This window comes from Geothrix limicola (assembly GCF_030268085.1).
Taxonomy (GTDB): domain Bacteria; phylum Acidobacteriota; class Holophagae; order Holophagales; family Holophagaceae; genus Geothrix; species Geothrix limicola.
Genome location: NZ_BSDE01000004.1, coordinates 184,563 through 210,034 on the forward strand (window position 1 = coordinate 184,563; position 25,472 = coordinate 210,034).

Below are 25,472 nucleotides of genomic sequence, written 5' to 3' on the forward strand. Positions count from 1 at the left end.
GTTGGCCCTTCATGAGACAGTTCCCAGGTTCACGACGCGGACATCCAGGGGGACTTCGCTGTGGCTCAGCACGACCAGGTGGGGGAGGGCGCGCTCAAGCATGCGCCGCAGGTGGGGACGCACGACGGGATTGGTGAGCAGCACCGGCTGGGCGCCGGGCAGCAGGGTGGCGATACCGTTGGCGATGCGGCCGAGCAGTTCCTGGGTCCGGCCAGGTTCCAGGGCCAGGAAGCTGCCCCGATCCGTTTGTTCGATGCCGCCCTGGAGGGTCTGTTCCAGCGTGGGATCAAGCACCAGGACGCCCAGCTCGCCGGATTCTGAAAGATGCGGTCCCGTGAGCACGCGGCCCATGGCCTGGCGCACGTATTCGGTGATGAAGCCGATGTCCTTGGTCATGGTGGCCGCGTCGGCGGTGGCTTCGAGGATGCGCGCCAGATCCCGCACGGGCACCCGCTCGCGCAGGAGGTTGTGCATCACCTTCTGGAGCGTGGTCACGCTGATGACGTTGGGGATGAGGTCGTCCACGAGCTTGGGCGTGGATTCCTTCAGGTTGTCCAGCAGGTGCTGGACTTCGGGCCGTCCCAGTAGCTCGGGCGCGTGCTGCTTGATGAGCTCCGACAGGTGGGTGGTGAGCACGGTCGCGGGTTCCACCACCGTGTAGCCCAGCATCTGGGCCCGGTCGCGCAGGTTGTCGGGGATCCAGTAGGCGGGCAGGCCGAAGGCCGGTTCGGAAGTGGGCGTGCCCGCGAGATCCTCGGAGGCCGTGCCGGGATTCATGGCCAGGAACTGGGTGGGCTGGAGCTCCGCCCGGGCGATCTCCTCGCCCCGGAGCAGGAGCCGGTAGGTGTGGGGGGCCAGTTGCAGGTTGTCGCGGATGCGCACAGGGGGCACGACGATGCCCAGCTCCTGGGCCATCTGGCGCCGCACGGCCTTGATGCGTTCCAGCACGGTGCCGCCCTGGTTGACGTCCAGCAGGGGGATGAGGCTGTAGCCCACTTCCAGACCCAGGGGGTCGACCTTGAGCAGGCCTTCCACCCGGTCCGCGCTTTCCGCGGCGGCGGCCTTGGCCTTCTCCTCGGCCGCGGCCTCCTCGGGCACGACATGGGCGGCCTTGGGCAGTTTCCAGGCGGCGTAGGCCATGATGCCGAAGATCGCGGCCATCACCCAGAAGGGGAAGAGGGGCAGGCCCGGCACGATGCCGAAGAAGAAGAGCACGGAGGCCGCGATGGCCAGGGGGCGGTGGTCCGCGCCGAGCTGGCCCAGCACCTCGCTGCCCAGGCCCGTGGAATCACTGCCGCTGCGGGTGGTGAGGATGGCGCCGCCCACGCTGATGAGCAGGCTGGGGATCACCGTCACCAGGCCATCGCCCACCGTCAGGAGGGTGAAAACTTCCAGGGCCTGCGTCACCGGCAGGTTGTAGCGCACCACGCCCAGGATGATGCCCGCCACGATGTTGACGGCCAGGATGATGAGGGCGGCCACGGCGTCGCGCTGGGTGAATTTCACAGCGCCGTCCATGGCTCCGTAGAATCCGGCTTCTTCCTGCAGATCCTTGCGGCGGCGGCGGGCCTCCTGCTCGTCGATGTAGCCCGCGTTCAGGTCGGCGTCGATGGCCATCTGCTTGCCGGGCATGGCGTCCAGGGTGAAGCGGGCGGTCACTTCGGCGATGCGGCCCGCGCCGTGGTTGATCACGAGGAACTGGATGGCCAGCAGGATGAGAAAGACCACCAGGCCGATCACATAGCTGCCGCCCACGACGAACTGGCCGAAGGCCTTCACCATGTTGCCGGCCGCATCGGCGCCCTGGTCACCGGCGAAGAGCAGGATCCGGCGGGTGGTGGCCACGTTGATGGCCAGACGGAAAAGCGTCACCACCAGCAGCACGGAAGGGTATGAGCTGAACTCCTTGGGGCGGCGCACATACATGCCCACCATCAGGATGATGAGGCTCAGCGTGATGTTGAGGACGATGAGCAGATCCACCATGAAGGCGGGCATGGGCAACACCATGACCACCAGCACGATCATCACGAACACGGGCGCAGCGAGATCCGACCGCCGGGCCAGGCGGGCCATATAAGGAAGCAGACGATCGAGGAAGGTCAACATACCGACACCCGCAGGGTGCGGGGCGAGGGGTATGCCAACGACGTGGTGGCGGCAGGATCGGCCCGGTTCAGCGTCGGATCTTCAGCGCATCCCAGCGCTCCGGCGGGTGAAACCGGCATCGGAATCCCGCCCAGCTCACCCGCTGGAAGCTCACCTCGCCCGGCCAGGGAACCCGGTCCAGCCAGCCCCGCAGGGCCCGCTGGAGGCGGAGCCGCTGCTCGGGCTCTACGGCTGTGTCGGCGCCGACCCAGGCGCCGGGTCGCCGGGCCTTCACCTCCAGGAGGCGCAACTCAGGGCCCCGGCTCAGGAGCAGGTCCAGCTCCCAGCGGCCCATTTTCTGACGCCAGGCCACCAGGTCCCAGCCCCGAGCCCAGAAGAGCCAGAGGGTCAGCCGCTCGGCCCGGAGGCCCAGGCGGCGGGCGGCCTCCCCACGGCGGGTCAGGCGAGCTCCCGGGCGTAGAACACCGTGTCCACGGGCATGCGAGGGAAGTCCGGGGGCAGCGCCTCCGGTGCGATCCGGCGGAAGCCGTTGCGTTCGTAGAAGCGGTGTGCCGCCGCCATGTGGGGCAGGGTGCCGAGCCAGAGGCCGGGCAGGCCCTGGGCCCGGGCATGGACCAGCAGCGTGTCGAGCAGGGCCTGGGCCAGGCCGCTGCCGCGCTGGTCCCGGTGGAGGAACATCTTGCGCAGGGCGCCCCCGCCACCGGGAGCCTGGCCGAAATCGATGAGGCCGAGGGTGCCGACCACGCGCTCCCCTTCCATGCCCACCCAGAAACCGCCGCGGCCCGACTGGTAGACCTCGGGGATGCGGCCCAGGTCCGGCTGGTCCGCCGCCGTGATGGGCACGCCGAACTCGATCTGCTGGATGGGCAGGATCAGGTCGAGCACCTGCCCCTCAAGGCCCGGCTGGAAAGGCTGGATGCGGAAAGCCATGGTCCTACTCGTCCCGCCGGGGCAGCAGGAGGCTGCGCTGGACGCGCTCGAGGTTGCCGTGGATGCGGACGATCTTCCAGGCCAGCACCATGGCGTAGCCCAGCCAGACCCAGAGCAGGCGCGGATCCACGGGCGTGCGCTTGAGCACGTCGGTGCCGATGTCCAGGCGCAGGCCCTGGAGGTACCACACGACGGCGCCGAAGGCGATGATCAGGTAGCCCCAGCGGATCCAGTAGGGGCGCAGGCCCTCCTTGACCTTCCAGCGCAGCAACAGCCAGCGGTCGAAGCGGTCCGCCTTCTCCTCGGCGAAATGCAGGGCCAGCAGCTGGTCCACCAGCGGCGCGTAGCGGTGCACTTTCAGTTCCTGGATCTCCTCCTCGCCGTTCAGCTTGCGCAGGAAGGCCGAACGGATCTTGCCGATGCATTCCTCCCAGGGGGCCTCCTCCCTCTGGAGGGAGAGGTGCAGCCGCACGAGGCCCACCCACAGCAGGGCCTGGAACAGCAGCACGACCCAGAGGGACCAGCCCTGCCAGCCCTGGGTGCGGACGAGGTCGAGAAAGCGCGAGAGATCCATGGGACCAGCTTACTGGGGCTGGCCTAGGGCATGTAGATCTCGGTGACGACGTCGCCCTTGAGGCCGAAGGCCACGAGGATCGTCCCGTCGTTCAGGAGGGTCGCCGTGTGGCCCGTGCGCCCCGTGTTCAGGCCCCCCGCGGCGCTCCAGGTGCCAGCCCCGGGATCGAAGATCTCCACCGAGGACAGGGCGCTCGAAGTGCCGTTGGCGCCCCCGGCCACGAGGACCTTGCCGTTGGCAAGTAGGGTGGCCGACTGGCTCGAACGCGCCATGCCCAGGCCTCCGGTCGTGGCGCTCCAGGTGGTGGCCACGGGATCGAAGATTTCGGAACTCGACAGGGTTCCGGAGCCGTCCTCGCCTCCCGCGACGAGCACCTGGCCGCTCTGCAGCAGGGTGGCGGAATGGCTGGTGCGCCCGCCGACCAGGGCGCCGGTGCCGGACCAGGTTCCCAGGGCGGGGTCGAAGAGCTCCGCGCTGGACAGGCCGCTGGTCGCGCCATTGCCCCCGGCCACCAGGACCAGGCCGCCCGAGATCAGCGTGGCGGTGTGGAAGGCGCGGGCCGCGCTTAAGGAGCCGGTGGGGGCCCAGGTGCCCAGGCTGGGATCGAAGATCTCCGCCGTCGCGAGGGATGAAGATGCGTCGGAACCGCCCGCCACCAGGACCTTTCCGCCCGTGAGGAGGGTGGCCGTGTGGTTGGCGCGGGCCGCCGACAGGCTGCCGGTGGCCGTCCATAGCCCCGTGCCTGGATCGTAGCGTTCAGCGGTGGTCGTGTAACCCGAGGCGGTCTGCCCGCCGACCACAAGGATGGTGCCGTCGCCCAGCAGGGTGGCCGTGTGGCCGGATCGCGCGGTGCCGAGGCTTCCGGTGGCCGTCCAGGTCCGCGTCGTGGGGTCGTAGAGCAGGGCGCTGGCGAGCGGATTTCCGTTCAAGGTTCCCCCCGCCATGAGGACCTTGCCGTTGCCAAGGAGGGTGGCGGTGGGGCGGGTGCGTGCGCTTCCGAGGCTGCCCAGGGCCGACCAGGTGCCGGAGGTGGGATTGAAGGTTTCCGTGCTGCCTAGGGGGTCGGTGGCGCTGCCCCCCGCGGCGAGCACGGTGCCGTCCTGCAGCAGGGCGGCCGCATGGCCCGACCTGGCGGTGACGAGGCTGCCCGTGGCGGTCCAGGTTCCGGCCGCGACGGTGTAGAGTTCGGCGCTGGGCGTTTCACCGGAGGCGCCGGTGCCTCCCGCGACGAGGAGCTTGCCGCTGGAGAGGAGGGTGGCCGAATGGCCGCTCCGGGCCGTGCCCAGGGCTCCCGTGGGCGCCCAGGTGCCCCCGCTGGGATCGTAGAGTTCCGAGCTGGCCAGCGGGTTGTTCGAGGCGTCGAGACCGCCCGTCACGAGGACCTTGCCGCTGGAAAGGAGGGTGGCTGTGTGGTTGGTGCGCCCGGTGCCCATGGTGCCTGCGGCGGACCAGGTGCCGAGGGCCGGATCGAAGAGTTCGGGGGCGGCGTTCGATCCCGAGCCGTCCCGCCCGCCAGCCACCAGCACCTTGCCACTTGAGAGCAGTGTGGCCGAGTGGCCGGAGCGACCGGTGGTCAGGCTCCCTGTCGCTGTCCAGAGGCCCGTGCTGGGATCGTAGATGTCAGCCGTGGCGAGGGCTGCGAGGGTCCCATCGGAACCTCCGACCACCAGGACCTTGCCGTTGGCCAAGGTGGTGGCGGTGTGGCCGGAACGGGCGGCGTTCAGGTTGCCTGTGGTCGGACTCCAGGTGCCGAGGGCGGGATCATACAACTCTGAACTGTTGAGGTAGCCGGAGGCGCCGTGGCCCCCGGCCACCAGCACCTTGCCATTGCCGAGCAGCGTGGCCGACAAGCCCGAACGCGCCGTTCCCAGGCTGCCCGTGGGGGCCCAGGTAGCGGAGGCGAGATCGAAGATTTCCGCCGCCGCTTCGGGCGCGCTGCCGAGCCAGGCTCCGCCGACGAGCAACACGCGTCCGCTGGGCAGGAGGGCCCAGGCCCGACCGCTTCGCGCCGCGGAGAGGCCGCCGTTCTTCACCAGCCAGGTGCCGGTCTGGACGGTCACCGTGCGCGCGGCGGTGGCGTGGGTGGCCGCGGGATTCTGGACATCGGCCTGAACCTGGAAGGTGCCCGCGGTACCGGCCGTGAAGCCGAGCAGACCGGTGCCCTGTCCAGAACTGATGGTGCCCGAGCTGCTGCCGGAAATCAGCGTCCACAGGTCGGTCATGCCGGACTGGATGGGGACGCTGGCCTTCATCCAGGTGTCGCCGGGATGCACGGAGATGGGCAGGGCCAGTTCGGCGTTGGGCGCGATCACGGTGCTCGATGCCCCCAGGGTGTGGGTGCCGTTCATGGTCACGCTGCCCGAGGCGGCCACGGGGGTTCCATCCAAGGTGACCTGCAGGTTCTGGTAGCCGGCCAACAGGGCGTAGCTGAAGGCCACGGAGGTGCCCTGGGGGTAGCTCGTGGTGCTCGCGGGCGTGCCCGTGACGCCCGCGCCCAGGTTGACGGTCAGGGCATAGGTGGGCAGGGCGCTGAAGGTGGCCGAGATGGTGGTGTTCGACGTCACGTTGGAGACGGTGTAGCTCGTCAGGGCGCCCAGGGAAGCGCCGTCCACCGTGACGTTGGCCACCTGGTAGCCGGCGTTGGGCGTGATGGTGTAGGCCTGGCTGCCGCCGAAATTCACCGTGGTCACGCCGGCGGGGCTGATGCTCCCGTTGGGCCCGGCGCTGGCCGTGATGGTGAAGGTCTGGATCTGGGCGGTGATGGTCAGGGTGTGGGATGCGTTCATGGTGATGTCGCCGAAGACTGGCGCGGGCGCGCCATCCAGGGTGACCTGCAGGTTCTGGTAGCCGGACTGAAGGAAGTAGCTGTAGTGCACGGCCGTGCCCAGGGGGTAGCTGGCCGTGGACACGGGGGAGCCGGTGGCGCCCGTGCCCAGGTTCACCGTCAGGACGAATCCGGGCGGCAGGGCGAAGCTGGCCGAGATGGTGTGGTTGGCCGCCAGGTTCGAGAAGGTGTAGCTCGTGACGGCCCCCACGGATACGCCGTCCACCAGCACGTCGGCCACCTGGTACCCCGCGTTCGGAGTGATGGTGTAGCTCTGGTTGCTGCCGTAGTTCAGCAGCGTGCTGCCGGTGGGGCTGATGCTGCCGTTGGCCCCGGCGCTGGCGGTGATGGTGAAGGTCTGGATCAGGGCGGTGACCGTGAGGGTATGGGCGGCGTTCATGGTGACGTTGCCCGAGGCGGATACCGGGGCGCCGTCCAGGTGGACCTGCAGGTTCTGGTAGCCGGCCTGGAGGGCGTAGCTGTAGGGCACGACCGTGCCCTGGGGATAGGTCGCTGTGCTCGCGGGCGTCCCAGTCACGCCCAGGCCCAGGGCCACGGTCAGGGTGTTGGTGGGCAGCGGGCTGAAGGTGGCGGAGATGGTGTGGTTGGTGAGGACGTTCGAGAAGGTGTACGAGGCGATGGCGCCCTGAGCGAGCCCATCCACGGTGACGCCGGCGATCTGGTATCCGGCGTTGGGCGTGATGGTGAAGGTCTGGCTGGCGCCGTAGTTCACGGAGACTGCGCCGTTGGGGCTAATGGATCCGTTTGCGCCGGCGCTGGCCGTGAGGGTGAAGGTCTGGATCTGGAAGGTGGCCGAAAGCGTGTGGCTGCTGGTGACGTTCGAGAAGGTGTACGACGTGATGGGTCCGACGGAGCTGCCGTCCACGACCACGTCCGTCACCTGGTATCCGGTGTTGGGCGTGATGGTGTAGGTCTGGCTTCCGCCGTAGGTCAGGGTGGTCACGCCGGCGGGCGAGACGGTGCCGTTCGCGCCGGCGCTGGCCGTGAGGGTGAAGCTCTGGAGCTGGGCGGTGGCGGCCAGGGTGTGCGTGCCGTTCATGGTCAGGCTGCCTGCGGCCGCCACGGGGCTGCCGTCCAGGCTGACCTGGAGGTTCTGGTAGCCCGCCTGCAGGGCATAGGCATAGTTCACGGCCGTGCCCTGGACATAGCTCGCCGAGCTCGCGGGAACGCCCGTCACGCCCGCGCCCAGGTTCACCGTGAGCGCATAGGTGGGCAGGGCGCTGAAGGCGGCGGCGAGGGTGTGGTTGGCCGTCACGTTGCTGAAGGTGTACGTGCCCACGGGGCCGACGGACACGCCGTCCACCGTGACGCTGGCGATCTGGTACCCGGCATTGGGGGTGATGGTGTAGGTCTGGCTGCCGCCCTGGTTGAGGGTGGTCACGCCGGAGGGGCTGACGCTGCCGTTTGCGCCGGCGCTGGCCGTGATGGTCCAGGTCTGGACTTGGGCCGTGGCGGCCAGGGTGTGGGCGCCATTCATGGTCAGGCTTCCCGAAGGCGCCACGGGGTTGCCATCCAGGCTGACCTGGAGGTTCTGGTAGCCGGCCTGCAGGCTGTAGGCGTAGTTCACCACCGTGCCCTGGGTGTAGGTGGCTGTGGCGGCGGGAAGGCCCGTCACGCCCGCGCCCAGGTTCACCGTCAGGGCGTAGCCGGGGAGCGGGTTGACGAGGACCTGCGCGGTGGCCTGGCTGGAACCCGCCCCGTTGGTGGCGGTCAGCGTGTAGATGATCGTGCCCGTGGCATTGGGCGTGGCCGCCTTGCTGGCGAGCCCGGTGACCGAACCGACACCCTGATCGATGCTCAGGCTGGTGGCGCCCGCCACGGTCCATGAGAGCGTGGTCGATTGACCGAGGGTGAGCGTCGTCGGGTTGGCGCCGAAGGCGCTGATGACCGGCGGCCGGGGTGCGGGGTTGACGGTCAGGACCGCGTCGCGGCTGGGTGTGGATCCGGCCGCATTGCTGACCACGCACCGGAAGGTGGCGCCGGCATCCGCCAGGGCTGTCACGCCGACCTGGTACGTGCTGGTGGTGGCGCCCGGAATATCGACCTGGTTCTTCTGCCACTGGTAGGTCGGTGTGGGTTTCCCGTTCGCCGTCACGCTGAAGGCCGCGGGCTGTCCTTCGGTGACGGTGAGGTCGCCGGGCTGGGCCGTGATGGCGGGGGGCCACTGCACCGTTAACGCGCAGGAATTGGATGCGACGCTGCCCAGCCGGTTGGTGAGCAGCACCGAGAAGGTGGCCCCGTCATCGGCCTGGGTGGTGGCGGCGGTGGTGTAGGTGGCGCCGGTGGCGGCGGGGATGGGCACCCCGTCCCGGCGCCACTGGTAGGTGAACGGAGCAAAACCTGCCGCGGTTACCGTGAACGTGGCCGCCTGGCCGACGTTCACGGTCTGGCTGGCGGGTTGGGTCGCAAAGGCCGGTGTGGCTGGGGCGAGGACTTCGGAGGTCTTGGCGCCGCCGCCGCAGGCGAGCAGCCCCATCAGCGCGAGGGCGGCCAGACTCCGGCCGAAGCGGCGAAGGCTTGCGTTCGGATCATCGGGTCTGGGGGACATTCCCATCGAGCGTTCCTGAGCGGTGGCGTCGTGCGGGCGTGGGCCATCTGGAGGGGCAGGATCCTGACCATGGAGAAGGCGCGCTTATCCCTCCTACACAGACTGTGCCAACCCACTTTCCTCACCATCCCCTCGGCTGAGGCGGCTTGGACCGTTAATTGCCTTGGATCCTGGTCGTTGCCATTTCCCCGACCGGCGGCCGACGGCCACCCGGTACCCTGGTTCCCTAGACGTTCACGGCACTTTCCCGAAGGCACCCTTGCTCAAACCCTGGCGTACGTTCACTCTGGCGGCCTGGACCCTCCTCGGTCCGGTCCGGGGCGGGGAGGCCCCGCTGACGACCTTCGAGCGGATGGACACCCTCTATTTCGGCAAGGGGTCCGTGGCGCTGAGCCCCCTGGGGCTCGAGAAACTTGGGCAGTTTGTGCAGGCATGGGGCAAGACGGGCCCCTGGGCCATCGGCATCCCCCGGAACCACGGCGCCTCGGAGCCGGTGGTCCAGGGCCGGGTCCAGGCCCTGATCCACGCCCTCGCAGAGCAGGGCGTGGTCGGCGTAGTGACCCTCGCCACGGAGGCCGTGCCCCGCGACGGCTTCGATCCGATGCTCGTCGGCAAGCTGAAGGCGGATCCTTTTGCGGGCGTGGATCCCAACGAGGACCAGCCCCAGGCCCCTGCCGTGCAACCCGTGGAGCCCGTTCTCCCTTCCGCTCCGGCTCCGGTGCCAGCGCCCGCCTCAGAACCGGCACCGGCCCGGCCGAAGGCCCCGGTCCCCGCGCCCAGGCCTTCCTCCGTCCCCTGGTGGGCCATCCAGGGATCGGTGGAAACCCGGTCCTCCCAGCCCGCCCAGCCTCCGACGGTGCGCCTCGACGCCAAGCCCAGCCAGGTGCTGGGCCTGGGCCTGAACCTGTGGGGCGATTGGGGGCAGATCGACCTGGGCTATTCGAAAACCGCCCAGGCGGAGCAATCCGAACCCACCAACCGGCTCGATGTCTCCACCCAGGCCACGACCTTCTATCGGCAGTGGCGGCTGGGGGCGCAATTCAAGGGAGCCTGGATGCCCATCGGCATCTCCTACGAGGATGAGACCGCCGCCACCACCGCCGTGCTGGCGAAGAACACGCTGATCGTGGATCGGAATGGATTCGCCTGGGTGAGTCTGATGGATGGCGTCAACTTCGCCTACAAGCGCCGGGATCAGACCTTCGCCCTGGACGGGCAGTTCGGCAGAAAGACTCAGGGCCTGAAGCTGGCCGTGGGCCTGCAGATCGACAAGATCGAAAGCCCCCTGAACGTCACGGAATTTGGCTCCTACTCGGACCACATGCTCTTCGCCGCCAAGTACGACCTCGTCGGCGTTCACGCGAGCCTCCAGGGGGATCCCTGGCGGGAGGGCTTTCACGCGGATGCCCTGGAACTGCGGGTCGGGCGCGCGACCGGCATCCACGTGGTGGATCAGTACCGCCTCCTGAATGTCGATGTCGCCAAGCGTCCCTTCAACGAGGCGATGCTTCGATTCGCCCCTTACTACCTGGGTTTCGTCGGGCGCAGCGGATTCGTGCGGATCACGGCGCCGCTGGCCTACACCTGGAATTCCTTCAAGCCGGTGACCGTCCTCCAAGCCAACGGCGACGGCCAGGAAGTGGGCCTCTACGGCACCCGCTCCAGCTTCGGGCTGAAACTCGACCTGGGGCTGCGCTACTGATCAGACCTTGTTCCAGGGCACTTCACCGAGGGCGAGGAAGGCCTCGCCGTTCAGGCCCTGGTCCTCGGCGCGCTTGAGCAGGTGCTGCAGCACTTCGGCCGTGGCCTCGGCGTCCTGCAGGGCGCGGTGGGCGCGGGTATTGGTGATTCCGAGGAATTCGCAGAGTTCGGCCAGGCTGCGGCGCGGCAGCTCGGGGATGAGCTTCTTGGCCAGCAGGCGGGTGCAGACGAGGCGGTGGCGCCGCCAGATGCCTTCGGGCAGCCAGGCCTTGAGGAAGCTGCCGTCGTAGGGCGCGTGATGGGCCACCCAGACGCGGCCTTCGAGCTTGGGCGCCAGCTTCAGCGCCACCTGCTCCCAGGGGGGCGCGCCCGCCAGCATGGGCAGGCTGATGCCCGTGAGGCGCTGGATCTCTTCGGGCAGAAAGCCCTGGATCGAGGCCAGGCTGGAGAAGCGCTCCTCCACCACCAGGCCCGAGAGGCGCACCAGGCCCACTTCCGTGATCTCCGAGGGCTGGAGGAACCGCCCGTCCTTGCCCCAGCGGGCCTTGGGACTGCCTCCGGTGGTCTCCAGATCCAGCACCGCGAACCTCAGCTCCCGCAGGGCGGGCGAGCCGGATTCGAGGAGGGGGGGCTGGGTCATGCGCTGATCAGGGTCTTGAGACCCTCTCTGAAGAGCACGTCCACCTTCTTACCCAGCTTCCGCTGCACGCGGCCCAGGCCGAAGCTCGGATGGTCCATCCAGGCGCCTTCCTCCCAGGGCTCGTTGACGCGGTAGGGGCGGGCCTTGGCACCACCCTGCTCCTCGGCCAGCACCTGCTGGAACTGGGAGACGAGGGAGCCCGGGCGGGGGCCGCCCACCTTGGCGGCGGCGGGGATCCGCGGGTTGCGGGGGAGGGGTTCGGGCTTGGCCGCGCGGAACTTGTGCACAGAGCGGCAGTTCCCGCAGATGAGCTTGTCGGGCACCCCATTGGTCACGGTCAGGACCTGGTGGCGGGTCTCGCCGCCGCAGCGCCCGCAGGGCGCATCCACATCCTGGCCTGCATAGTAAGTCTTCGTCATACCTTCCAGACTAGCATCCGTCAGCGCGCGGCTGCGCGGTTCAGGTGCGCCGCCAGCTTCTTGTCCTCTTCGGAAATGTGGTGGGAGAGCCAGTCCCGGAGGAAATGCATGACCGGAAGGGACAGCATCTGCGAGCCCTTGTCGAGCTTCCCCTGGAGTTCCACCACCTGGCGGGTGAGGTCGTCGTGGACGGCCTTGTGCGCCTTGAAGCCGGGGTAGGCGGACCGCTGCATGAGATCCTCCTCGGTCTTGAAGTGCTCGACGGTGTAGCGGGCGAGGAAGGCGAGGGTCTTGCCGATCTCGTCCTTCCCGTGCCCCGCCTGCATCGCGTCGAACAGGGTGTTCACGTGATCGAAAAGCATCCTGTGCTGGGCGTCGATGATGGGCACGCCCACTTCGTACTTGGACTCCCACTTGATGAATGCCATGACGACCTCCCAGGTCGAGTCCGCCGGATTCATCGGTCGCCCTGGGACGAACATGATTTATGGCGTCGAATGGTTAAATCAAGTGCTGACGGGGGGTCAGTGAGACCCGGGCAGCACCAGGTGGCCCTGGGCGTCCAGCGCGGCGAAGCGGTAACCCTCGGCCTCCAGACGCGGGATCAGCACCGGCAGCACCTTGCCGGCCCGGTCGTGGATGTCGTGGAACAGGAGGATGCCGCGCCGTTCGTGGGCGATGAGCTTCAACACGCGGTCGGCCACGGAACTGGGCACGGGATCGGCCCAGTCCAGGCTGTCGATGTTCCAGAGGACCGAGCGCAGGTGGTAGGTCTGGAGGGCCTGCAACTGCACCGGCGTGCGGGCGCCGTAGGGGAAGCGGAACAGCTGGCTGTGCGCGCCGGGAATGGCCTGCAGCAGCTGGTCGGTCTCGCGGATCTCGAGATCCAGCGCGGCGCCGGTCTCCTTGTTGAGCTGGGCGTGGGTGTAGCTGTGGTTGCCCACGACGAAGCCCCCCTTCACCAGATCCTCGGTGATGCTGGAGAGGGGATTCAGCTTGACCTGGCCCGAGGTTTCCTGGGCGCCGAGGTTGCGACCCACTTCGAAGAACAGGGCCGGCACCTGCTCCTTCTGCAGGAGGGCCTTGATCTCCTCGGTGTAGATCCGGTGGGGGCCGTCGTCGAAGCTGAGGATGAGCACCTTGTCGGGAAGCTCGGTGCCGTTGATCTCGCCGCTGCCCTGGAGACCCGCGGCCGGGGAGGCGATGGCCGGGCCCTTGAGCAGCGGATCGAGCGGGATTCGCTTCTGGAGTTCGGTGACATAGGCGGTCCAGCGCGCCCGCGAGCCTCCCTGGGCCTGGACGCCCGGGCCTCCGAAGACGCGCTGGTACTCCGTTTCCACGAGGCGCTCCACCCGGTCCACCTCGGCGAGATCGCGGGCCAGGCGCTGGTTGAGCATCAGGCCGCCGGGGCTGGTGTCGTGGCGGAGCGGCTTCTGGAGGATCCGCAGCGAATCCCGGAAGGCGAGCCGGTCCAGTTCGAGCAGCTCCGGGTCGGCTTCCATCCAATCGAGCAGCGCGGCGACCACGGGATCGCGCTGGGCGGCGGGCTGCCCGGCCAGCCGCGTCAGCGCGGTGTTCAGCTGGTGGACCAGGTCGCGACGCTCGTGGTGCAGGCGATGGCCGACGGCCAGGGCGCGTTCCAGGTCAGGCCCCTTGAGGTTCGCTTCGTCGGCGAACAGCACAATCAGCTGGCGGTGCACCTCCAGATCGGCCCGCAGCGCCTCCAGCAGCGGCGCAGTGCCGGCCGGTTCCGGGCGGGCCGTGGCTTCGGCGAGGGTGGCCGCGACGGCCAGGGGCGGACGGGTAGCGACCTTTGCGCGCTGATGGCGCAGGGGCCACAGCGCGCCCGCCGCGAGCGCCAAGAGGAGGAGGGGCCAGGTTTTCCGCAGCATGTCAGCCCAGCAGGGCCTTCACCTGGACGAGGCGCTGCTCCTTCTCCTCGGCCTGGCCGCGCAGCTTGGCCACGGCGGCCTCGGGGGCCTTGGTGACGAAGCTTTCGTCGGCGAGGCGGGCGCGAAGGGGTTCCAGCTCCTTCTCTAGCTTGGCCAGTTCCTTTTCGAGCTTGGCCTTTTCGGCGACGGGATCCTTGAGGCCCGCCAGCTCCAGGGCCAGGGTGCCGCCCGCGACCACGGCCACGGTGCGGGTGGCCGTGGCCAGCTCGTCCTTGGTGAAGGTGACCGATTCCAGCCGTGCGATGGATTTCAGGGCCTCGGCGAAGGGTTCCAGTTCCATCAGTGAACAGAAGGCGGGCACGCGCTTGGCGGGATCCACGCCCTGCTCGGCCTTGAGGCGGAGGAAGGCCGAGAGCACTTCCTGGAAGCGGGGGATGATCGTCGCGTCGCCGCCCGTGATCTGAAGGTCCTTTTCATCCGTTGGCCAGCTTCGCAGAGCCAGGAGAGCAGGCTCTGAATCCGGTAATCGGGGCGCGATGACCGCCTCGTGGATCTCTTCGGTGAGGAAGGGCACGAAGGGATGCAGGGCGCGCAGCAGGATGTCGAGGAAGTGCAGGATGGCGGCCTTCTGCCCGGCCGTGCCGCTCACCAGCTGCACCTTGGCCAGCTCGATGTAGGTGGCGCAGAAATCATCCCAGACCAGGTGGTAGAGCAGGTCCGAGGCCTCGTGGAAGCGGAACTCCTCGAGCGCCTTCGTGACGGCGGTGAGCGTGTCCCTCATCTCCTTGATCATCCAGAATTCGGCCTCGCCGAATTCGGGCGTCGTTTCGAGCGTGATGGATTCGTCGAGGTTCATCTGCACGAAGCGTGATGCGTTCCACAGCTTGTTGCAGAAGTTCCGGGAGGCCTCCAGACGCGCCGTGCTCATGGCGATGTCGGTGCCCGGCGCGGCCATGATGGCCAGTGAGAAGCGGAGGGCGTCGGTGCCGTACTCCTCCATCACTTCGAGCGGGTCGATGACGTTGCCCTTGGTCTTGCTCATCTTCTGGCCGCTGGCATCGCGCACGAGGCTGTTGAAGTAGACCTTGCGGAAGGGCACCTCGCCCATCCAGGTGAGGCCCGCCATGGCCATGCGCGCCACCCAGAAGAACAGGATGTCGTAGCCCGTGATGAGCACGCTGGTGGGGTAGTAGCGCTTGAGCTCCTCGGTCTCCTCGGGCCAGCCGAAGACGCTGAAGGGCCACAGGGCCGAGCTGAACCAGGTGTCCAGCGTGTCGGGGTCCTGAGTGAGTTTCGTACTGCCGCAGGTGCAGGCGGCCGGGGCTTCCATCTCCACGTGCAGCTCGCCGCAGGCGTCGCAGGTCCAGGCCGGGATGCGGTGGCCCCAGACGAGCTGGCGGCTGATGCACCAATCCTGGATGTTGGTGAGCCAATGGTTCCACACGGCCGTGTGATGTTCGGGCGTGAACTGGATGGCACCCGAATTGACGGCGTCGAGCGCCTTGGCGGCGGCGTCTTTGACATCCATGAACCACTGCTCGCTGACGAGGGGCTCCAGCACGGCGCCGCTGCGGTCGCTGAGGCTGATCTTGTTGGTGTAGTCCTCCACCTTCACGAGGAAGCCCTGCTCCTCCAGATCGGCCACCACGCGCTTGCGGGCCTCGAAGCGGTCCAGGCCCGCGTAGGCGCCCGCTGCGGCGGTCATCTTGGCGTCGAAGCCGATGATGGTGATGGAGTCCAGCTTCAGGCGCTGGCCCGCGGCGAAGTCGTTGGGATCGTGGGCCGGCGTCACCTTCACGCAGCCCGTGCCGAAGGCGGGATCGACGAAGGTGTCGGCCACCACGGGGATCTGCCGGCCCGTGAGCGGATGGTTCATGAGCTTGCCGATCATGCCCTGGTAGCGCTCGTCGTCGGGATGCACGGCCACGGCGGTATCGCCGAGCATGGTCTCGGGGCGGGTGGTGGCCACGACGACGTCGCCGCTGCCGTCTGCCAGCGGATAGCGCAGGTGCCAGAGCTTGCCGCGGCGCTCCTCGTACTTCACTTCGAGATCGCTGAGCGCGGTCTGCAGGGCGGGATCCCACTGGATCATGCGGGGGCCGCGGTAGATGCGGCCGGCACGGTAGCTTTCGACGAAGACCTTGCGCACGGCCTTGTTGAGCGCGGGATCCAGGGTGAAGCGGTTGCGCGTCCAATCCACGGAGCAGCCCAGGCGCTTGAGCTGGTGCTCGATGGCGCCCTGATTCTTCTCCTTCCAGTCCCAGATGCGCTTCTCGAACGCATCGCGGCCCAGCTGGTGGCGGTCCGTGCCTTCGGCCTTGAGCTGGCGCTCCACCATCATCTGGGTGGCGATGCCGGCGTGATCCGTACCCGGCACCCACAGGGCGTCGAAGCCCTGGGCCCGCTTGAAGCGCGTGAGCACGTCATGCAGGGTGTTCACGAGGGCGTGGCCCATGTGCAGGTTGCCCGTGATGTTGGGCGGGGGAATCACGATGGACCAGGGCTCCTTGCCGCTCTTGGGCGCGGCCTCGAAGGCCTTGGATTCCTCCCACACCGAATACCAGCGGGTCTGCGCCGTCTTGAAATCGAAAGCCTTGTCCATTTCGTGCATTGAAATCCTTGTCTTGGCCTTTTCCAACTCGAAATCGGCGAGCCGATTTCGAGTTGGTACGGACATGGTGGGAACCGCCAACCCAATAAATCAGTTTACCCATGGAAGAAGGAGGGTTCCAGGAGGGTTCGGGAGAGGTGACTCCCAGGTCCGTTGGAATGCGATACCATGGTCGCCATTCGTCCGGAACGGGGACGGGAGGGCACATGCGTCTTCTGCGGATCGTGGCACTGGGACTAGCTGGCGCCCTGGCGGCCGGGCTTGGCGCGGCCGAGGAGCAGCGGACCCTGCCCGCGCCCCACACCAAGGCCAAGCTCATCTGCCACGACTGCCATCAGAAGGAGAAGCCCACCTCGGCCGCTGTGCCCGACGAGGCCTGCATGGTCTGCCATGGCGACTATCCGGCCATGAAGGCGCTCACGAAGGACGCCAAGCCCAACCCGCACGGATCTCCGCACGATCCCATCCTCTGCACGGAATGCCACCGCCAGCACAAGCCGCCGGTGGTGAAATGCCTGGAATGCCACGAAGGGAAATTCACCTTCAAGATCAAATGAAGCAGGCGTCATGACAGGATAGGGGCAGAGGTGAGTGATCCCATGCCCCTTCGAATGCTGCTCCTGTCGATGTTGATGCTTGGATCCCTGGAGGCGAGGGCCGGAGCCCTGATCGAGGGCACGGTGCTGCCCTTCCGCCAGGTGGAGGTGAGCGCGCCCGTCTCCAGTCGCATCGTCGAGATGAAAGTGAAGGAGGGCGATGCCGTGAAGCAGGGCCAGCCCCTGGCCCTGCTCTACGGAAGGCTGGAGGAGCTGGAGATGCAGCGGGCCAAGGCCCTGCTGGAGCGCCGCGAATTCGAAGCCAAGGGGGCCAAGCGGCTCTACGAAAACAAGATCATTCCCGAATCGAAGGCGCTCGAAATGCGCATCGAGCTGGACTTGGCGCGCCTGCAGTACGAGAGCGCGGCCGAGCAGGTGCGCCTGCGCACGGTGCTGGCCCCCATGGATGGCGTGGTGGTCACGCGCACCCACGAGGTGGGCGAAAGCGTGTCCACCGCGCAGCCGATGTTCCGCATCCTCGACCTCAGCCGCGTGCTGGTGCAGGTGGCCGTGGGGCCGAGGACCGTCGCCTCCCTCGCGCTCGGGCAGAAGGTCCGCGTCTCCCTGCCCCAGACGCCCGATTCGTCCGAGCTGAAGGGCGAGGTGGCGCTGGTGGATCCCTGCGCGGATGCCGAAGGCAAGGTGCGGGTGCGCGTGATGGTGGAGAACCCGGAGCGGCATATCCGGTCCGGGATCAAGGCCTTGGTGGAGCTGCCCAGCTCGAAGTGACCGGTCCGATCAGAGCTTCTTGTGGGTGCCGTCGCACATGGGTTTGGTGCCCGTGTGCTTGCAGGCGCAGAACCACTTGGACCCGGTGACATCGGCGGTGTAGGCCATGGGCGTGAAGGGACCGCCCTTGTGCGAGCCGTCGCAGAAGGGCTGGCTCTTGCTCAGGCCGCAGGCGCACCAGTGGTAGGTCTTTCCGGCTTCGACCTCGACCTTGCAGGGGGCCTTCTGGGCGATGTGGGGCGTGGAATCCGACATGGCGATCCTCCGTTCGGGGTGCCTGGCGTGGAAGGTGGAGGCCACTATACCGCCGCTGTCCCCTCCGGGATCAATCGCTCGACATGCGGTCCCACATGTCTTCCCATTCGAGGTCTGTCCACCATTCGCGTTCGAGCCCATCGCAGGTGACGCCGTACGAGGGGCAGGCGACGCAGCCGTCCCCGCGGTGGACCGTCGGATCATGCTGGGGAGGGTAGGCCGCGATCAGGGCCTCGCCGACCTCGCGGGCCTGGCGCTCCTCCCCGCTCATGGGGCGGGAGGGCAGGTCCTGCACGTGGAAGCGGCGCAGGCGTTCCTGGCCTTCGGGAAAGAGGACGGAATTCTCGGCGTCGATGTGGCGCCAGAGGGCATGGCTGTAATCCACCGCCAGGGCCTGCAGCAGCTGGCGCTCCGCGTCGTCGGCGAGGGGGCCGCCGATCAGGTGCTCCATGGCGTCCAGCAGGGCGGCCATGCGCTGGTGTTCGCCCGTGAGCGCGGCGACGGGCCCGCGTTCCGCGGGGACCTCGGCCCTTTCGACCAGGGCTCGGAAGAGCACCTGCTCCTCCTTCTCGTGATGGAAGTCCCCGGCGAAACGGCGGAAGAAGGCCATGAAGCGCGGCCCATCCCCCGGGTCGCCCTGGGCCGCCAGGCGCGCCGTCACGAAGGCCCGCAGCGAGCCCAGCACCTGCTCGATGAGGGCGTGTTCGGCGCGGAGATCCTCGATGAGCTGCATGGGGCCTCGTGGGACGTCCTTCGGACGGTTCGGATGGTTCCGGGGTGGGATCAAAGGGTCCGTTCCCATTCTCGCAGGCCCGGAGGTGCTCCAGGTCGCTTGCGCGGAGATGCATCTGCATATCTGACGTGAATGGGGCCTGTTTTTTCTAATGACTGGCTTGCAAGGGCGGGGCAAGGGGTTCATGGTGGTCAGGCTCGTAATTCGTCCTGCCCTCCCGGCACGTATGACAGAAACAGCCTTGATCAACCCCGGCGCCCCGTCGGGCGCCCCCCTATTCAGGAGACTGTCATGAACACCCGAGTCCTGCTGTGCCTCTCCCTTGGTGCCACCGCGGTCTGGGCCGCCGAGCCCCAGGCCTGGAACTGGCCGAAGGTGGTGCTGATCGGCATCGAGGAGATGAAACCCGGGAAGGGAGCGGCTCACCAGAAGAACGAAACAGCCTGGACGCGGGCCATCGCAGCCGCCAAGTTCCCCTACCACTTCTACGCCATGAGCCCAGTGGCGGGGCCCAACCAGGTCTGGTGGGTCAATCCCGTGGGCACCTTCGCGGACCTGGAGAAGGCCGACGCCTTCATCGGCAAGAACCCCGCGCTCAAGGCCCAGGTTGAGGGTTTCGCGGTCAAGGATGGAGAGATGGTCACCAACAGCCGGACCGAGCTCTATGTGCTGCGCCCCGACCTCAGCCGCAGTCCCGGGACCCTCTACCCGCACTTCTACTGGACCTTCGTCATCCGCGTGAAGCCCGGCCAGGACGAGGCATTCAAGGACTTCGCGAACAAGATGGGTGCGTTCTACGACAAGGCGGGGCTGGCGGCGCACTGGGGCATCTATCAGGGCATGGCGGGGACCACCAATCCCACCTTCCTCGTGGTGGTGCCGCTCCGCTCCATGGCCGACCTGGATGCGGCCATGGCCGATGATCGCAAGTTCGCCGAGACCGCCGGGGAGGAGGGCCTGAAGGGCCTGGCCAAGCTCAGTGCCGAAGCCACGGGCCGGGAGGAGTCCTTCCTCCTGGGCGTGGATCCCAAGATGAGTTATCCGGATGAGGGGGACCTGAAGGCCGACCCCGAGTTCTGGAAGGAGTGGACCGCCAAGCCCGCCGCCAAAGCCAAGCCCGCACCGGCCAAGGAAGAGAAAAAATAGACTGGATGGGAACGGTGCCCATGGGGGGGTGGTGGTAGATTGAGATTCAATTTTCACCACCCAACCCGGAGGATCCATGAAGGCACGTTGGCCTGCCCTCACCTTGTTCGCGGCCACGGCCGTCCTGGTCGCCCCGGCCCAGGAAACCAAGGTCGATAAGACCAAGGTGAAGGTGTCCCCCCTCACCCAGGACACCTCGGGGCGGCCCGCTCCCATCCAGGTGACGCCTCCGCCGCCCACCGGGGGAACCGGCGCGCGTCCGGCCCGGCTCGTCCAGCCTCAGCTCGATGACCTTGAGACGCGGATGGCAGCGCTGGAAGCCCTCGTCGAAAAACAGAAGGCGCAGGTGGCCACCCTGAGCAGTCAGGTCGCCGTGCTGCAGCAGGACAACAACAAGCTGTGGGCCAAGAACATCGCCCTTGAGCTCATCGCCAAGGAATACACGACGCACCAGCACAATCCCGGCACCCTGTTCGGTCAGACCATGCAGGGCAACTTCCACATGGTCTTCGTCACCGATCCGAATTCCCTCAATGCCAGGACCTCGGGACCCCTGCCGGGCAAGTAGCCTCTAGGCTCCCGTTTGGGCAGGGGCCCCCTCCACCCGCATACCCAGGGCGTTCAGCAGCCAGTGGTCGTGGTTGCCGCCCGGGTTGGGGGTGGTGAGCAGCTTCTCACCGGTGAAGATGCTGTTGGCCCCCGCGAAGAAGCAGAGGGCCTGCAGCTCGTCGCTCATCTGCGTGCGTCCGGCGCTGAGGCGGATGCGGCTCTTGGGGAAGAGGATGCGGGCCGTGGCGATCATGCGCACGAGTTCGAGCGGGGGCAGGGGATCCACGTTCGCCAGGGGCGTGCCGTCCACGGCGACGAACTGGTTGATGGGGATGCTTTCGGGCGCGGGGGAGAGTTCCGTCAGTTCCTGCAGGAAGTGGATGCGCTGATCCACCGTTTCGCCCATGCCCACGATGCCGCCTGAGCAGACTTCGAGCCCCGCGGCGCGCACGGCGGCGATGGTTTCGAGCCGCTCGTCGAACTTGCGGGTGTGGATGATGGTTTCGTAGAAATCGCGGCTGCTGTCGATGTTGTGGTTGTAGACCTGGCAGCCGGCCGCCTTCAGGCGCTTCGCCTGGTCCTCGTTGAGCATGCCGAGGGTGACGCAGACCTCCATGCCCATGTTGGATACGCCATGCACCATCTCGAGCACGGCGTCGAAGTTGGCGTCGTCCTTCACCTCGCGCCAGGCGGCACCCATGCAGTAGCGCGTGCTGCCGTTGGCCTTGGCCTCCAGGGCCCCGGCCAGCACCTTGTTCACGTCCTTGAGGGGTTCCACCTTCAGGTCGGTCTGGTAGCGGGCGCTCTGGGGACAGTAGGCGCAGTCCTCGGGGCAGGCGCCGGTCTTGATGGAATCCAGGGTGCAGAACTGGATCTCTTCGGCGTTCCAGTGCTGGCGATGCGCCGTGGCCGCCCGGTAGAGCAGCTCGGGCACGGGCAGGTCGTGGATGGCGCGGATCTCGGCGGGCGACAGGGACATGGGTGGGCTCGCAAAGGTTTCGATTGTACCTGAGATTGCGATCAATCCGAGGAAGCATCCAGGTTGAGCCGGTATCCGACGTTGGGTTCGGTGATGAAGTGCCTGGGCCGGGTGGGATCGACTTCCAGCTTCTTGCGGAGCATGGCCATGTAGATGCGCAGGTAGTGGGTGTTGCCCTCGCCGCCGGGGCCCCAGACCTCGCTGAGCAATTGGCTGTGTGTGGCCACCTTGCCCTGGCGGCGCACCAGGGCTTCCAGCAGGCGGTACTCGAGGGCGGTGAGCTTGACGGGTCGGCCCCCCTGGCTGATCTCGCGCCGTTCCAGGTCGATCCGCAGCCCGCCGCTGCAGATCACGGGATCGGCGACATCGGCCGAAAGGGTGTGGCGCAGCGCCACCCGGATCCGCGCCAGCAGTTCCGCCGCGCCGAAGGGCTTGGCGAGGTAGTCGTCGGCGCCCTGGTCGAGGGCCGCGACCTTGTCCCGCTCCTGATTGCGGGCGCTGAGGATGACGACGGGCTTGCGGCTCCAGGCGCGCAGATCCTTCAGCACGGACATCCCATCGCGGTCGGGCAGCCCGAGATCCAGCAACACCAGATCCGGGTTGTGTGTGCGCGCCATGGCCAGGCCCTCGGCGGCCGTGGCCGCGCTCAGCACCTGGTACTGCTGGCCCGAGAGGGTCGGGATCAGGAAGCGGCGGAGCGACTCCTCGTCCTCGATGATGAGGATCAGCGGCTGGTTCACAGGGCCCCCCCGGGGAGGGTAGGTTCGGCCCCTCCGGGGAAGACGGAATCGGCCGCCTCGGGAGGTTCGGGCGGCGTGCCGTCGAGGGGCAGGGTCACGGTGAAACGCGATCCACCGCCGGGCCGGTTCCCGGCCAGGATGGTGCCGCCGTGGGACTGGGCGATGGCGCGGCAGATGGCGAGGCCGAGGCCCACGCCGCCTTCGCCCGCTCCGGGAAGACGGAAGAACTTGTCGAAGATCCGCTGCTCGAAGCCCTCGGGAATGCCGGGTCCGCGATCCGCCACCTCCAGGTGGATGCATCCCGATTCATCCCAGGCCCGCAGGTCGATGGCTTCTCCGGGCGCGTGGCGCTGCGCGTTCGTCAGCAGGTTCACGAGCAGCTGCTCGATGAGGGCGGCGTCCAGCGGCACCAGGGGCAGGGCCTCGGGCAGGTCCACATGGATGGGCAGGCCGCCCTGGCGCTTTTCCATGCGGCCCAGGGCCGAGCCGACGACCTCTTCCAGGGGCTGCCATTCCTTCTGCACCTGGATGGCGCCGCTTTCCAATCGCGTGAGATCCAGCAGGTTGCCCAGCAGGTGGGCCAGGCGTTCGCTCTCGTCCTGGATCATGGTGAGCAGGTCGCGGCGGGTGGGTTCACTCAACTGTCCCGGCAGCAGCAGGCTGCCCGCGGCGCCGTGGATGGCGGCGAGCGGCGTGCGCAGATCGTGGCCGATGGCGCCCAGGAGCGAACTCCGCATCCGCTCGGTCTCGCTTTCGATCTGGGCCTTCCGTGCCTCTTCCAGCCAGCGCAGCCGCTCGAGCGCCAGCGCGATCTGGACCGCGAAGGCCTTCAGCAGCTCCCAGGTGCCCGGCGGCAATCCCGCCGGGTCCCGCGGCAGGACCTGGAGCACGCCTTCGCTGCGGTCGGTCCCGGTCAGCGACAGGCAGTAGGTGGGCCCGAAGGCGAGGGGTTCCAGGGGATCGCCGAGCCGCTCTTCGACACTGAGCCTGGGCAGCAGATCTTCGGGCGGGGGCAGGCCCGGATCCAGCGAGGGCGGAGGCACGGCTTTCCAGGTTCCGACCTTCGGGAGGAGGAGGCAGGCTTCGACCTTGAACACCCGGCGAATGTGCTCGGAGGCGGTCTGGCCCACCTCCTCGGGGGTGCGGCAGCGCGCCAGGGCCCGGCCCAGCAGGTACAGCGAGGCCGTGTGCATCTCGCGGCGCTGCACTTCACGGGCCTGGGCGCGGAGGCGGTGCAGCAGGCCGATCACCGCCTGGGCGGCCAGCAGCATGGCGAGGAAGAAGAGCAGATTGGGCCATTGGGCGGCGCCACGGCTGAAGCGGGGCGTCTCCAGCAGGAAGCTGTAGAGCAGGGTGCTCAGGACCGAGGCCAGGACGGCCAGGCCCTGACCCCAGCGGTGGGCGATGAAGGTCACGGCCGCGAGATAGACGGGCAGCACGAGGGCGATATTGCCTTCGCGGGGCACCAGCCAGGCCAGGCCCGAGCAGGCCCCCAGCACGCTCAGCATGCCCACCATGGCGCCGAAGCCCAACGGCGGTTGGTTGCCGCCGGCGGCATCGCCCGGATCGTCCAGCACCTCGATGGCCGTGTCGAGGCCGCGGCGCTGCAGCTCGTCGGCGGTGGAATGGCCCACGCGCGCCCAGGGCCAACGGTCCCGCGACCGCCCCAGCAGGAGGGCCTGGGCATGGGTGCCGCGAGTAGCCTCTGTCAGGCCCTGGGCCAGGGTCGGTGCGCGGACGATGCGGATCTCGGCGCCCAGGCGCTGGGCCTCCTGCAGCCAGACCTGCGCCTGCTCGGCATCTTCCGTGATCTGGCCGCCGCCCATGTCCACATGGACGGCGATCCAGGGGACGGATCGCTCCCGGGCCAGGCGGAAGCCCGCCTGGATGAGGCGCAGGGCGCGGGCCTCGGATCCGAGGGCCACGAGAATGGGGCGGAGCGGGGCGTTCATGAAGGTCCAGGGTACCAAGGCGCTGCCATATAAAAAGCGCGTAAAAAGTGGTTCCCGCGGACCCAGGTCACAGGCCCCCCTCTCCATACTTCCGGCATCCGGAACATCCGGACTCGGAGGTTGTTTTATGGCGCCCATGCCACTCAATGTAGGAAACACAGCGTTCATGCTGCTTTGCGCGAGCCTCGTCATGCTCATGACGCCGGGCCTCGCCTTCTTCTATGGCGGCCTCGTGGGCCGCAAGAACGTGCTGACGATCATGACCCAGAGCTTCGTCAGCCTGGGCTGGACCACGGTGCTGTGGTTCGCCTTCGGCTATTCCATGTGCTTCGGCCCCTCCTGGCACGGCATCGTGGGCGACCCCACGCACTACGCCTTCCTGAAGGGCATCACGCTGCAGACCATGTTCACGGGCAATGACGCGGGCATTCCCCTCATCGTGCACGTGGCCTACCAGATGATGTTCGCCATCATCACGCCGGCCCTCATCACCGGCGCCTTCGCGAACCGCGTGACCTTCAAGGCCTACTTCCTGTTCCTCACGGGCTGGCTGATCTTCGTCTACTTCCCCTTCGTCCACATGGTGTGGAGCCCCGAGGGCATCCTGGCCAAGTGGGGCGTGCTCGACTTCGCGGGCGGCATCGTGGTGCACAACACCGCCGGCTTCGCGGCCCTGGCCTCCATCCTTTACGTGGGCAAGCGCAAGGTGGTCGAGAACGTGGCTCACAACGTGCCCCTCATCGCCCTGGGCACGGGTCTGCTGTGGTTCGGCTGGTACGGCTTCAATGCCGGTTCCGAGCTGAAGGTGGACAGCGTCACCGCCAGCGCCTTTCTCAACACGGACGTCGCCGCCTCCTTCGCCGCCGCCACCTGGCTGATGGTCGAGTGGATGAACGCCAAGCAGCCCAAGTTCGTCGGCCTGCTCACGGGTGCCGTCGCCGGCCTCGCCACCATCACCCCCGCCGCGGGCTACGTGTCACTGAGCACCGCCGCCCTCATCGGCATCCTCGCGGGCGTGATCTGCTACTACGCCGTGGCGCTGAAGAACAAGCTGGGCTGGGACGACGCGCTGGATGTCTGGGGCGTTCACGGCGTGGGCGGCCTCATCGGCGTGATCTTCCTCGGCGTCTTCGCCTCCAAGGCCTGGAACCCCGCGGGCACCGACGGCCTGCTGCTGGGCGGCACGGGCTTCTTCGGCAAGCAGATGGCGGCCGTGCTGATCTCCTCCGTGTGGGCCTTCGGCTTCACCTACGGCATGCTCTGGATCATCGACCGCATCACCCCCGTTCGCGTGGGTGTGGCCGCCGAAGAGAAGGGGCTCGACACCGAGCTGCACGGCGAAGAGGCCTATCCCCAGGGCATCTAGCCCCTGGAAGGCCCGGACGGAATCCCTCCGAACCAGCGGGGCGGCTCTTTTGGGCCGCCCCGCTTACATTCTTACCGGAAAAAGTTTCTAGACCCTTCCGTCATGAATTGATCTGCGGCGGTCTGTGCCCTTGTCCACATTCAGGCCCGTTGGGCCGA

21 protein-coding genes are annotated in these 25,472 nt (G+C 67.8%); 6 read left to right on the forward strand and 15 right to left on the reverse strand.

The features are described from left to right. Positions 1–9 precede the first annotated feature (9 nt). The 5 genes from flhA to QSJ34_RS12000 all read right to left on the reverse strand — a co-directional run bounded on the left by flhA (position 10) and on the right by QSJ34_RS12000 (position 9,006). Positions 10–2,109, reverse strand: coding sequence for a flagellar biosynthesis protein FlhA (flhA, locus tag QSJ34_RS11980; RefSeq protein WP_285575482.1), 2,100 nt, complete (start codon positions 2,107–2,109; stop codon positions 10–12). Between the two features lie 67 nt (positions 2,110–2,176). Further along, positions 2,177–2,551 carry a YraN family protein gene (locus tag QSJ34_RS11985; RefSeq protein WP_309568729.1) on the reverse strand — a complete coding sequence of 125 codons (375 nt, stop codon included), beginning with the start codon at positions 2,549–2,551 and terminating at the stop codon, positions 2,177–2,179. Next, a complete protein-coding gene (locus QSJ34_RS11990; RefSeq protein WP_285575484.1) occupies positions 2,548–3,039 on the reverse strand; it encodes a GNAT family N-acetyltransferase in 492 nt (163 codons plus the stop codon). Before QSJ34_RS11990 ends, QSJ34_RS11985 begins: the two co-directional genes overlap by 4 nt. Positions 3,040–3,043: 4 nt before the next feature. Next, positions 3,044–3,613: a hypothetical protein gene (locus QSJ34_RS11995; RefSeq protein ID WP_285575486.1), complete on the reverse strand. Its 570-nt coding sequence runs from the start codon at positions 3,611–3,613 to the stop codon at positions 3,044–3,046. Between the two features lie 23 nt (positions 3,614–3,636). Continuing rightward, on the reverse strand, positions 3,637–9,006 hold the full coding sequence (locus QSJ34_RS12000) for a Kelch repeat-containing protein (protein ID WP_285575487.1): 5,370 nt from the start codon (positions 9,004–9,006) through the stop codon (positions 3,637–3,639). A gap of 259 nt (positions 9,007–9,265) precedes the next feature. Between QSJ34_RS12000 and QSJ34_RS12005 the strand changes: the two genes are divergently transcribed. Then, on the forward strand, positions 9,266–10,708 hold the full coding sequence (locus tag QSJ34_RS12005; protein WP_285575489.1) for a hypothetical protein: 1,443 nt from the start codon (positions 9,266–9,268) through the stop codon (positions 10,706–10,708). Here QSJ34_RS12005 and QSJ34_RS12010 read toward each other — a convergent pair whose 3' ends face one another. The 5 genes from QSJ34_RS12010 to QSJ34_RS12030 form a co-directional block, all read right to left on the reverse strand. Beyond that, complete coding sequence (locus tag QSJ34_RS12010; RefSeq protein ID WP_285575491.1) at positions 10,709–11,347, reverse strand: 3'-5' exonuclease; 639 nt, start codon at positions 11,345–11,347, stop codon at positions 10,709–10,711. Further along, entirely contained in the window at positions 11,344–11,766 is a 423-nt protein-coding gene (locus QSJ34_RS12015; RefSeq protein ID WP_285575493.1) for a hypothetical protein, read from the reverse strand. Before QSJ34_RS12015 ends, QSJ34_RS12010 begins: the two co-directional genes overlap by 4 nt. 20 nt (positions 11,767–11,786) lie before the next feature. Next, complete coding sequence (locus QSJ34_RS12020) at positions 11,787–12,194, reverse strand: bacteriohemerythrin (RefSeq protein WP_285575495.1); 408 nt, start codon at positions 12,192–12,194, stop codon at positions 11,787–11,789. A gap of 96 nt (positions 12,195–12,290) precedes the next feature. Further along, on the reverse strand, positions 12,291–13,658 hold the full coding sequence (locus tag QSJ34_RS12025; RefSeq protein WP_285575497.1) for a polysaccharide deacetylase family protein: 1,368 nt from the start codon (positions 13,656–13,658) through the stop codon (positions 12,291–12,293). Between the two features lies 1 nt (position 13,659). Then, positions 13,660–16,260 (reverse strand): valine--tRNA ligase, encoded by a 2,601-nt coding sequence (locus QSJ34_RS12030; protein ID WP_285575499.1) that lies wholly within the window; start codon positions 16,258–16,260, stop codon positions 13,660–13,662. Between the two features lie 215 nt (positions 16,261–16,475). On the opposite strand from QSJ34_RS12030, the gene QSJ34_RS12035 reads away from it, so the two are divergent. Together QSJ34_RS12035 and QSJ34_RS12040 are read left to right on the forward strand one after the other, a co-directional pair. After that, positions 16,476–16,826 (forward strand): cytochrome c3 family protein, encoded by a 351-nt coding sequence (locus QSJ34_RS12035; protein ID WP_285575501.1) that lies wholly within the window; start codon positions 16,476–16,478, stop codon positions 16,824–16,826. A gap of 42 nt (positions 16,827–16,868) precedes the next feature. After that, positions 16,869–17,594: an efflux RND transporter periplasmic adaptor subunit gene (locus QSJ34_RS12040; protein WP_285575504.1), complete on the forward strand. Its 726-nt coding sequence runs from the start codon at positions 16,869–16,871 to the stop codon at positions 17,592–17,594. A 9-nt stretch (positions 17,595–17,603) separates the two neighbouring features. On the opposite strand, the gene QSJ34_RS12045 is transcribed toward QSJ34_RS12040, so the two are convergent. After that, positions 17,604–17,849: a CDGSH iron-sulfur domain-containing protein gene (locus QSJ34_RS12045; protein ID WP_285575506.1), complete on the reverse strand. Its 246-nt coding sequence runs from the start codon at positions 17,847–17,849 to the stop codon at positions 17,604–17,606. Positions 17,850–17,919: 70 nt separating this feature from the next. Next, positions 17,920–18,582 carry a hemerythrin domain-containing protein gene (locus QSJ34_RS12050; RefSeq protein WP_285575508.1) on the reverse strand — a complete coding sequence of 221 codons (663 nt, stop codon included), beginning with the start codon at positions 18,580–18,582 and terminating at the stop codon, positions 17,920–17,922. Positions 18,583–18,873: 291 nt separating this feature from the next. Between QSJ34_RS12050 and QSJ34_RS12055 the strand changes: the two genes are divergently transcribed. Both QSJ34_RS12055 and QSJ34_RS12060 read left to right on the forward strand, forming a co-directional pair. Beyond that, a complete protein-coding gene (locus QSJ34_RS12055; protein ID WP_285575510.1) occupies positions 18,874–19,728 on the forward strand; it encodes a hypothetical protein in 855 nt (284 codons plus the stop codon). Between the two features lie 76 nt (positions 19,729–19,804). After that, complete coding sequence (locus QSJ34_RS12060) at positions 19,805–20,296, forward strand: hypothetical protein (protein ID WP_285575512.1); 492 nt, start codon at positions 19,805–19,807, stop codon at positions 20,294–20,296. Positions 20,297–20,299: 3 nt separating this feature from the next. On the opposite strand, the gene bioB is transcribed toward QSJ34_RS12060, so the two are convergent. From bioB to QSJ34_RS12075, 3 genes are read right to left on the reverse strand one after another with little or no spacing between them, the layout of a single operon-like run. Continuing rightward, complete coding sequence (gene bioB / locus QSJ34_RS12065) at positions 20,300–21,256, reverse strand: biotin synthase BioB (protein WP_285575514.1); 957 nt, start codon at positions 21,254–21,256, stop codon at positions 20,300–20,302. A 41-nt stretch (positions 21,257–21,297) separates the two neighbouring features. After that, the gene (locus tag QSJ34_RS12070) at positions 21,298–21,996 is read right to left on the reverse strand and encodes a response regulator (RefSeq protein WP_285575517.1); all 699 of its coding nucleotides are present in this window, start codon (positions 21,994–21,996) and stop codon (positions 21,298–21,300) included. Then, complete coding sequence (locus QSJ34_RS12075; RefSeq protein WP_285575519.1) at positions 21,993–23,948, reverse strand: ATP-binding protein; 1,956 nt, start codon at positions 23,946–23,948, stop codon at positions 21,993–21,995. The genes QSJ34_RS12070 and QSJ34_RS12075 overlap by 4 nt, the downstream gene beginning before the upstream one ends. Positions 23,949–24,084: 136 nt before the next feature. Here QSJ34_RS12075 and QSJ34_RS12080 point away from each other — a divergent pair, with 136 nt between their 5' ends. Continuing rightward, positions 24,085–25,314, forward strand: coding sequence for an ammonium transporter (locus QSJ34_RS12080; RefSeq protein ID WP_420798850.1), 1,230 nt, complete (start codon positions 24,085–24,087; stop codon positions 25,312–25,314). Positions 25,315–25,472: the final 158 nt, after the last annotated feature.

Coding starts and splice junctions, on each gene's coding strand:
- QSJ34_RS11990 (WP_285575484.1), bottom strand. CDS start 3,039: ATGGCTTTCCGCATCCAGCCTTTCCAGCCGGGCCTTGAGGGGCAGGTG.
- QSJ34_RS12035 (WP_285575501.1), top strand. CDS start 16,476: ATGCGTCTTCTGCGGATCGTGGCACTGGGACTAGCTGGCGCCCTGGCG.
- bioB (WP_285575514.1), bottom strand. CDS start 21,256: ATGTCCCTGTCGCCCGCCGAGATCCGCGCCATCCACGACCTGCCCGTG.
- QSJ34_RS12075 (WP_285575519.1), bottom strand. CDS start 23,948: ATGAACGCCCCGCTCCGCCCCATTCTCGTGGCCCTCGGATCCGAGGCC.
- QSJ34_RS12045 (WP_285575506.1), bottom strand. CDS start 17,849: ATGTCGGATTCCACGCCCCACATCGCCCAGAAGGCCCCCTGCAAGGTC.
- QSJ34_RS12000 (WP_285575487.1), bottom strand. CDS start 9,006: ATGTCCCCCAGACCCGATGATCCGAACGCAAGCCTTCGCCGCTTCGGC.
- QSJ34_RS12060 (WP_285575512.1), top strand. CDS start 19,805: ATGAAGGCACGTTGGCCTGCCCTCACCTTGTTCGCGGCCACGGCCGTC.
- QSJ34_RS12080 (WP_420798850.1), top strand. CDS start 24,085: ATGCCACTCAATGTAGGAAACACAGCGTTCATGCTGCTTTGCGCGAGC.
- QSJ34_RS12010 (WP_285575491.1), bottom strand. CDS start 11,347: ATGACCCAGCCCCCCCTCCTCGAATCCGGCTCGCCCGCCCTGCGGGAG.
- QSJ34_RS12015 (WP_285575493.1), bottom strand. CDS start 11,766: ATGACGAAGACTTACTATGCAGGCCAGGATGTGGATGCGCCCTGCGGG.
- QSJ34_RS12050 (WP_285575508.1), bottom strand. CDS start 18,582: ATGCAGCTCATCGAGGATCTCCGCGCCGAACACGCCCTCATCGAGCAG.
- QSJ34_RS12030 (WP_285575499.1), bottom strand. CDS start 16,260: ATGGACAAGGCTTTCGATTTCAAGACGGCGCAGACCCGCTGGTATTCG.
- QSJ34_RS12055 (WP_285575510.1), top strand. CDS start 18,874: ATGAACACCCGAGTCCTGCTGTGCCTCTCCCTTGGTGCCACCGCGGTC.
- QSJ34_RS12025 (WP_285575497.1), bottom strand. CDS start 13,658: ATGCTGCGGAAAACCTGGCCCCTCCTCCTCTTGGCGCTCGCGGCGGGC.
- QSJ34_RS11995 (WP_285575486.1), bottom strand. CDS start 3,613: ATGGATCTCTCGCGCTTTCTCGACCTCGTCCGCACCCAGGGCTGGCAG.
- QSJ34_RS12040 (WP_285575504.1), top strand. CDS start 16,869: ATGCCCCTTCGAATGCTGCTCCTGTCGATGTTGATGCTTGGATCCCTG.
- QSJ34_RS12020 (WP_285575495.1), bottom strand. CDS start 12,194: ATGGCATTCATCAAGTGGGAGTCCAAGTACGAAGTGGGCGTGCCCATC.
- flhA (WP_285575482.1), bottom strand. CDS start 2,109: ATGTTGACCTTCCTCGATCGTCTGCTTCCTTATATGGCCCGCCTGGCC.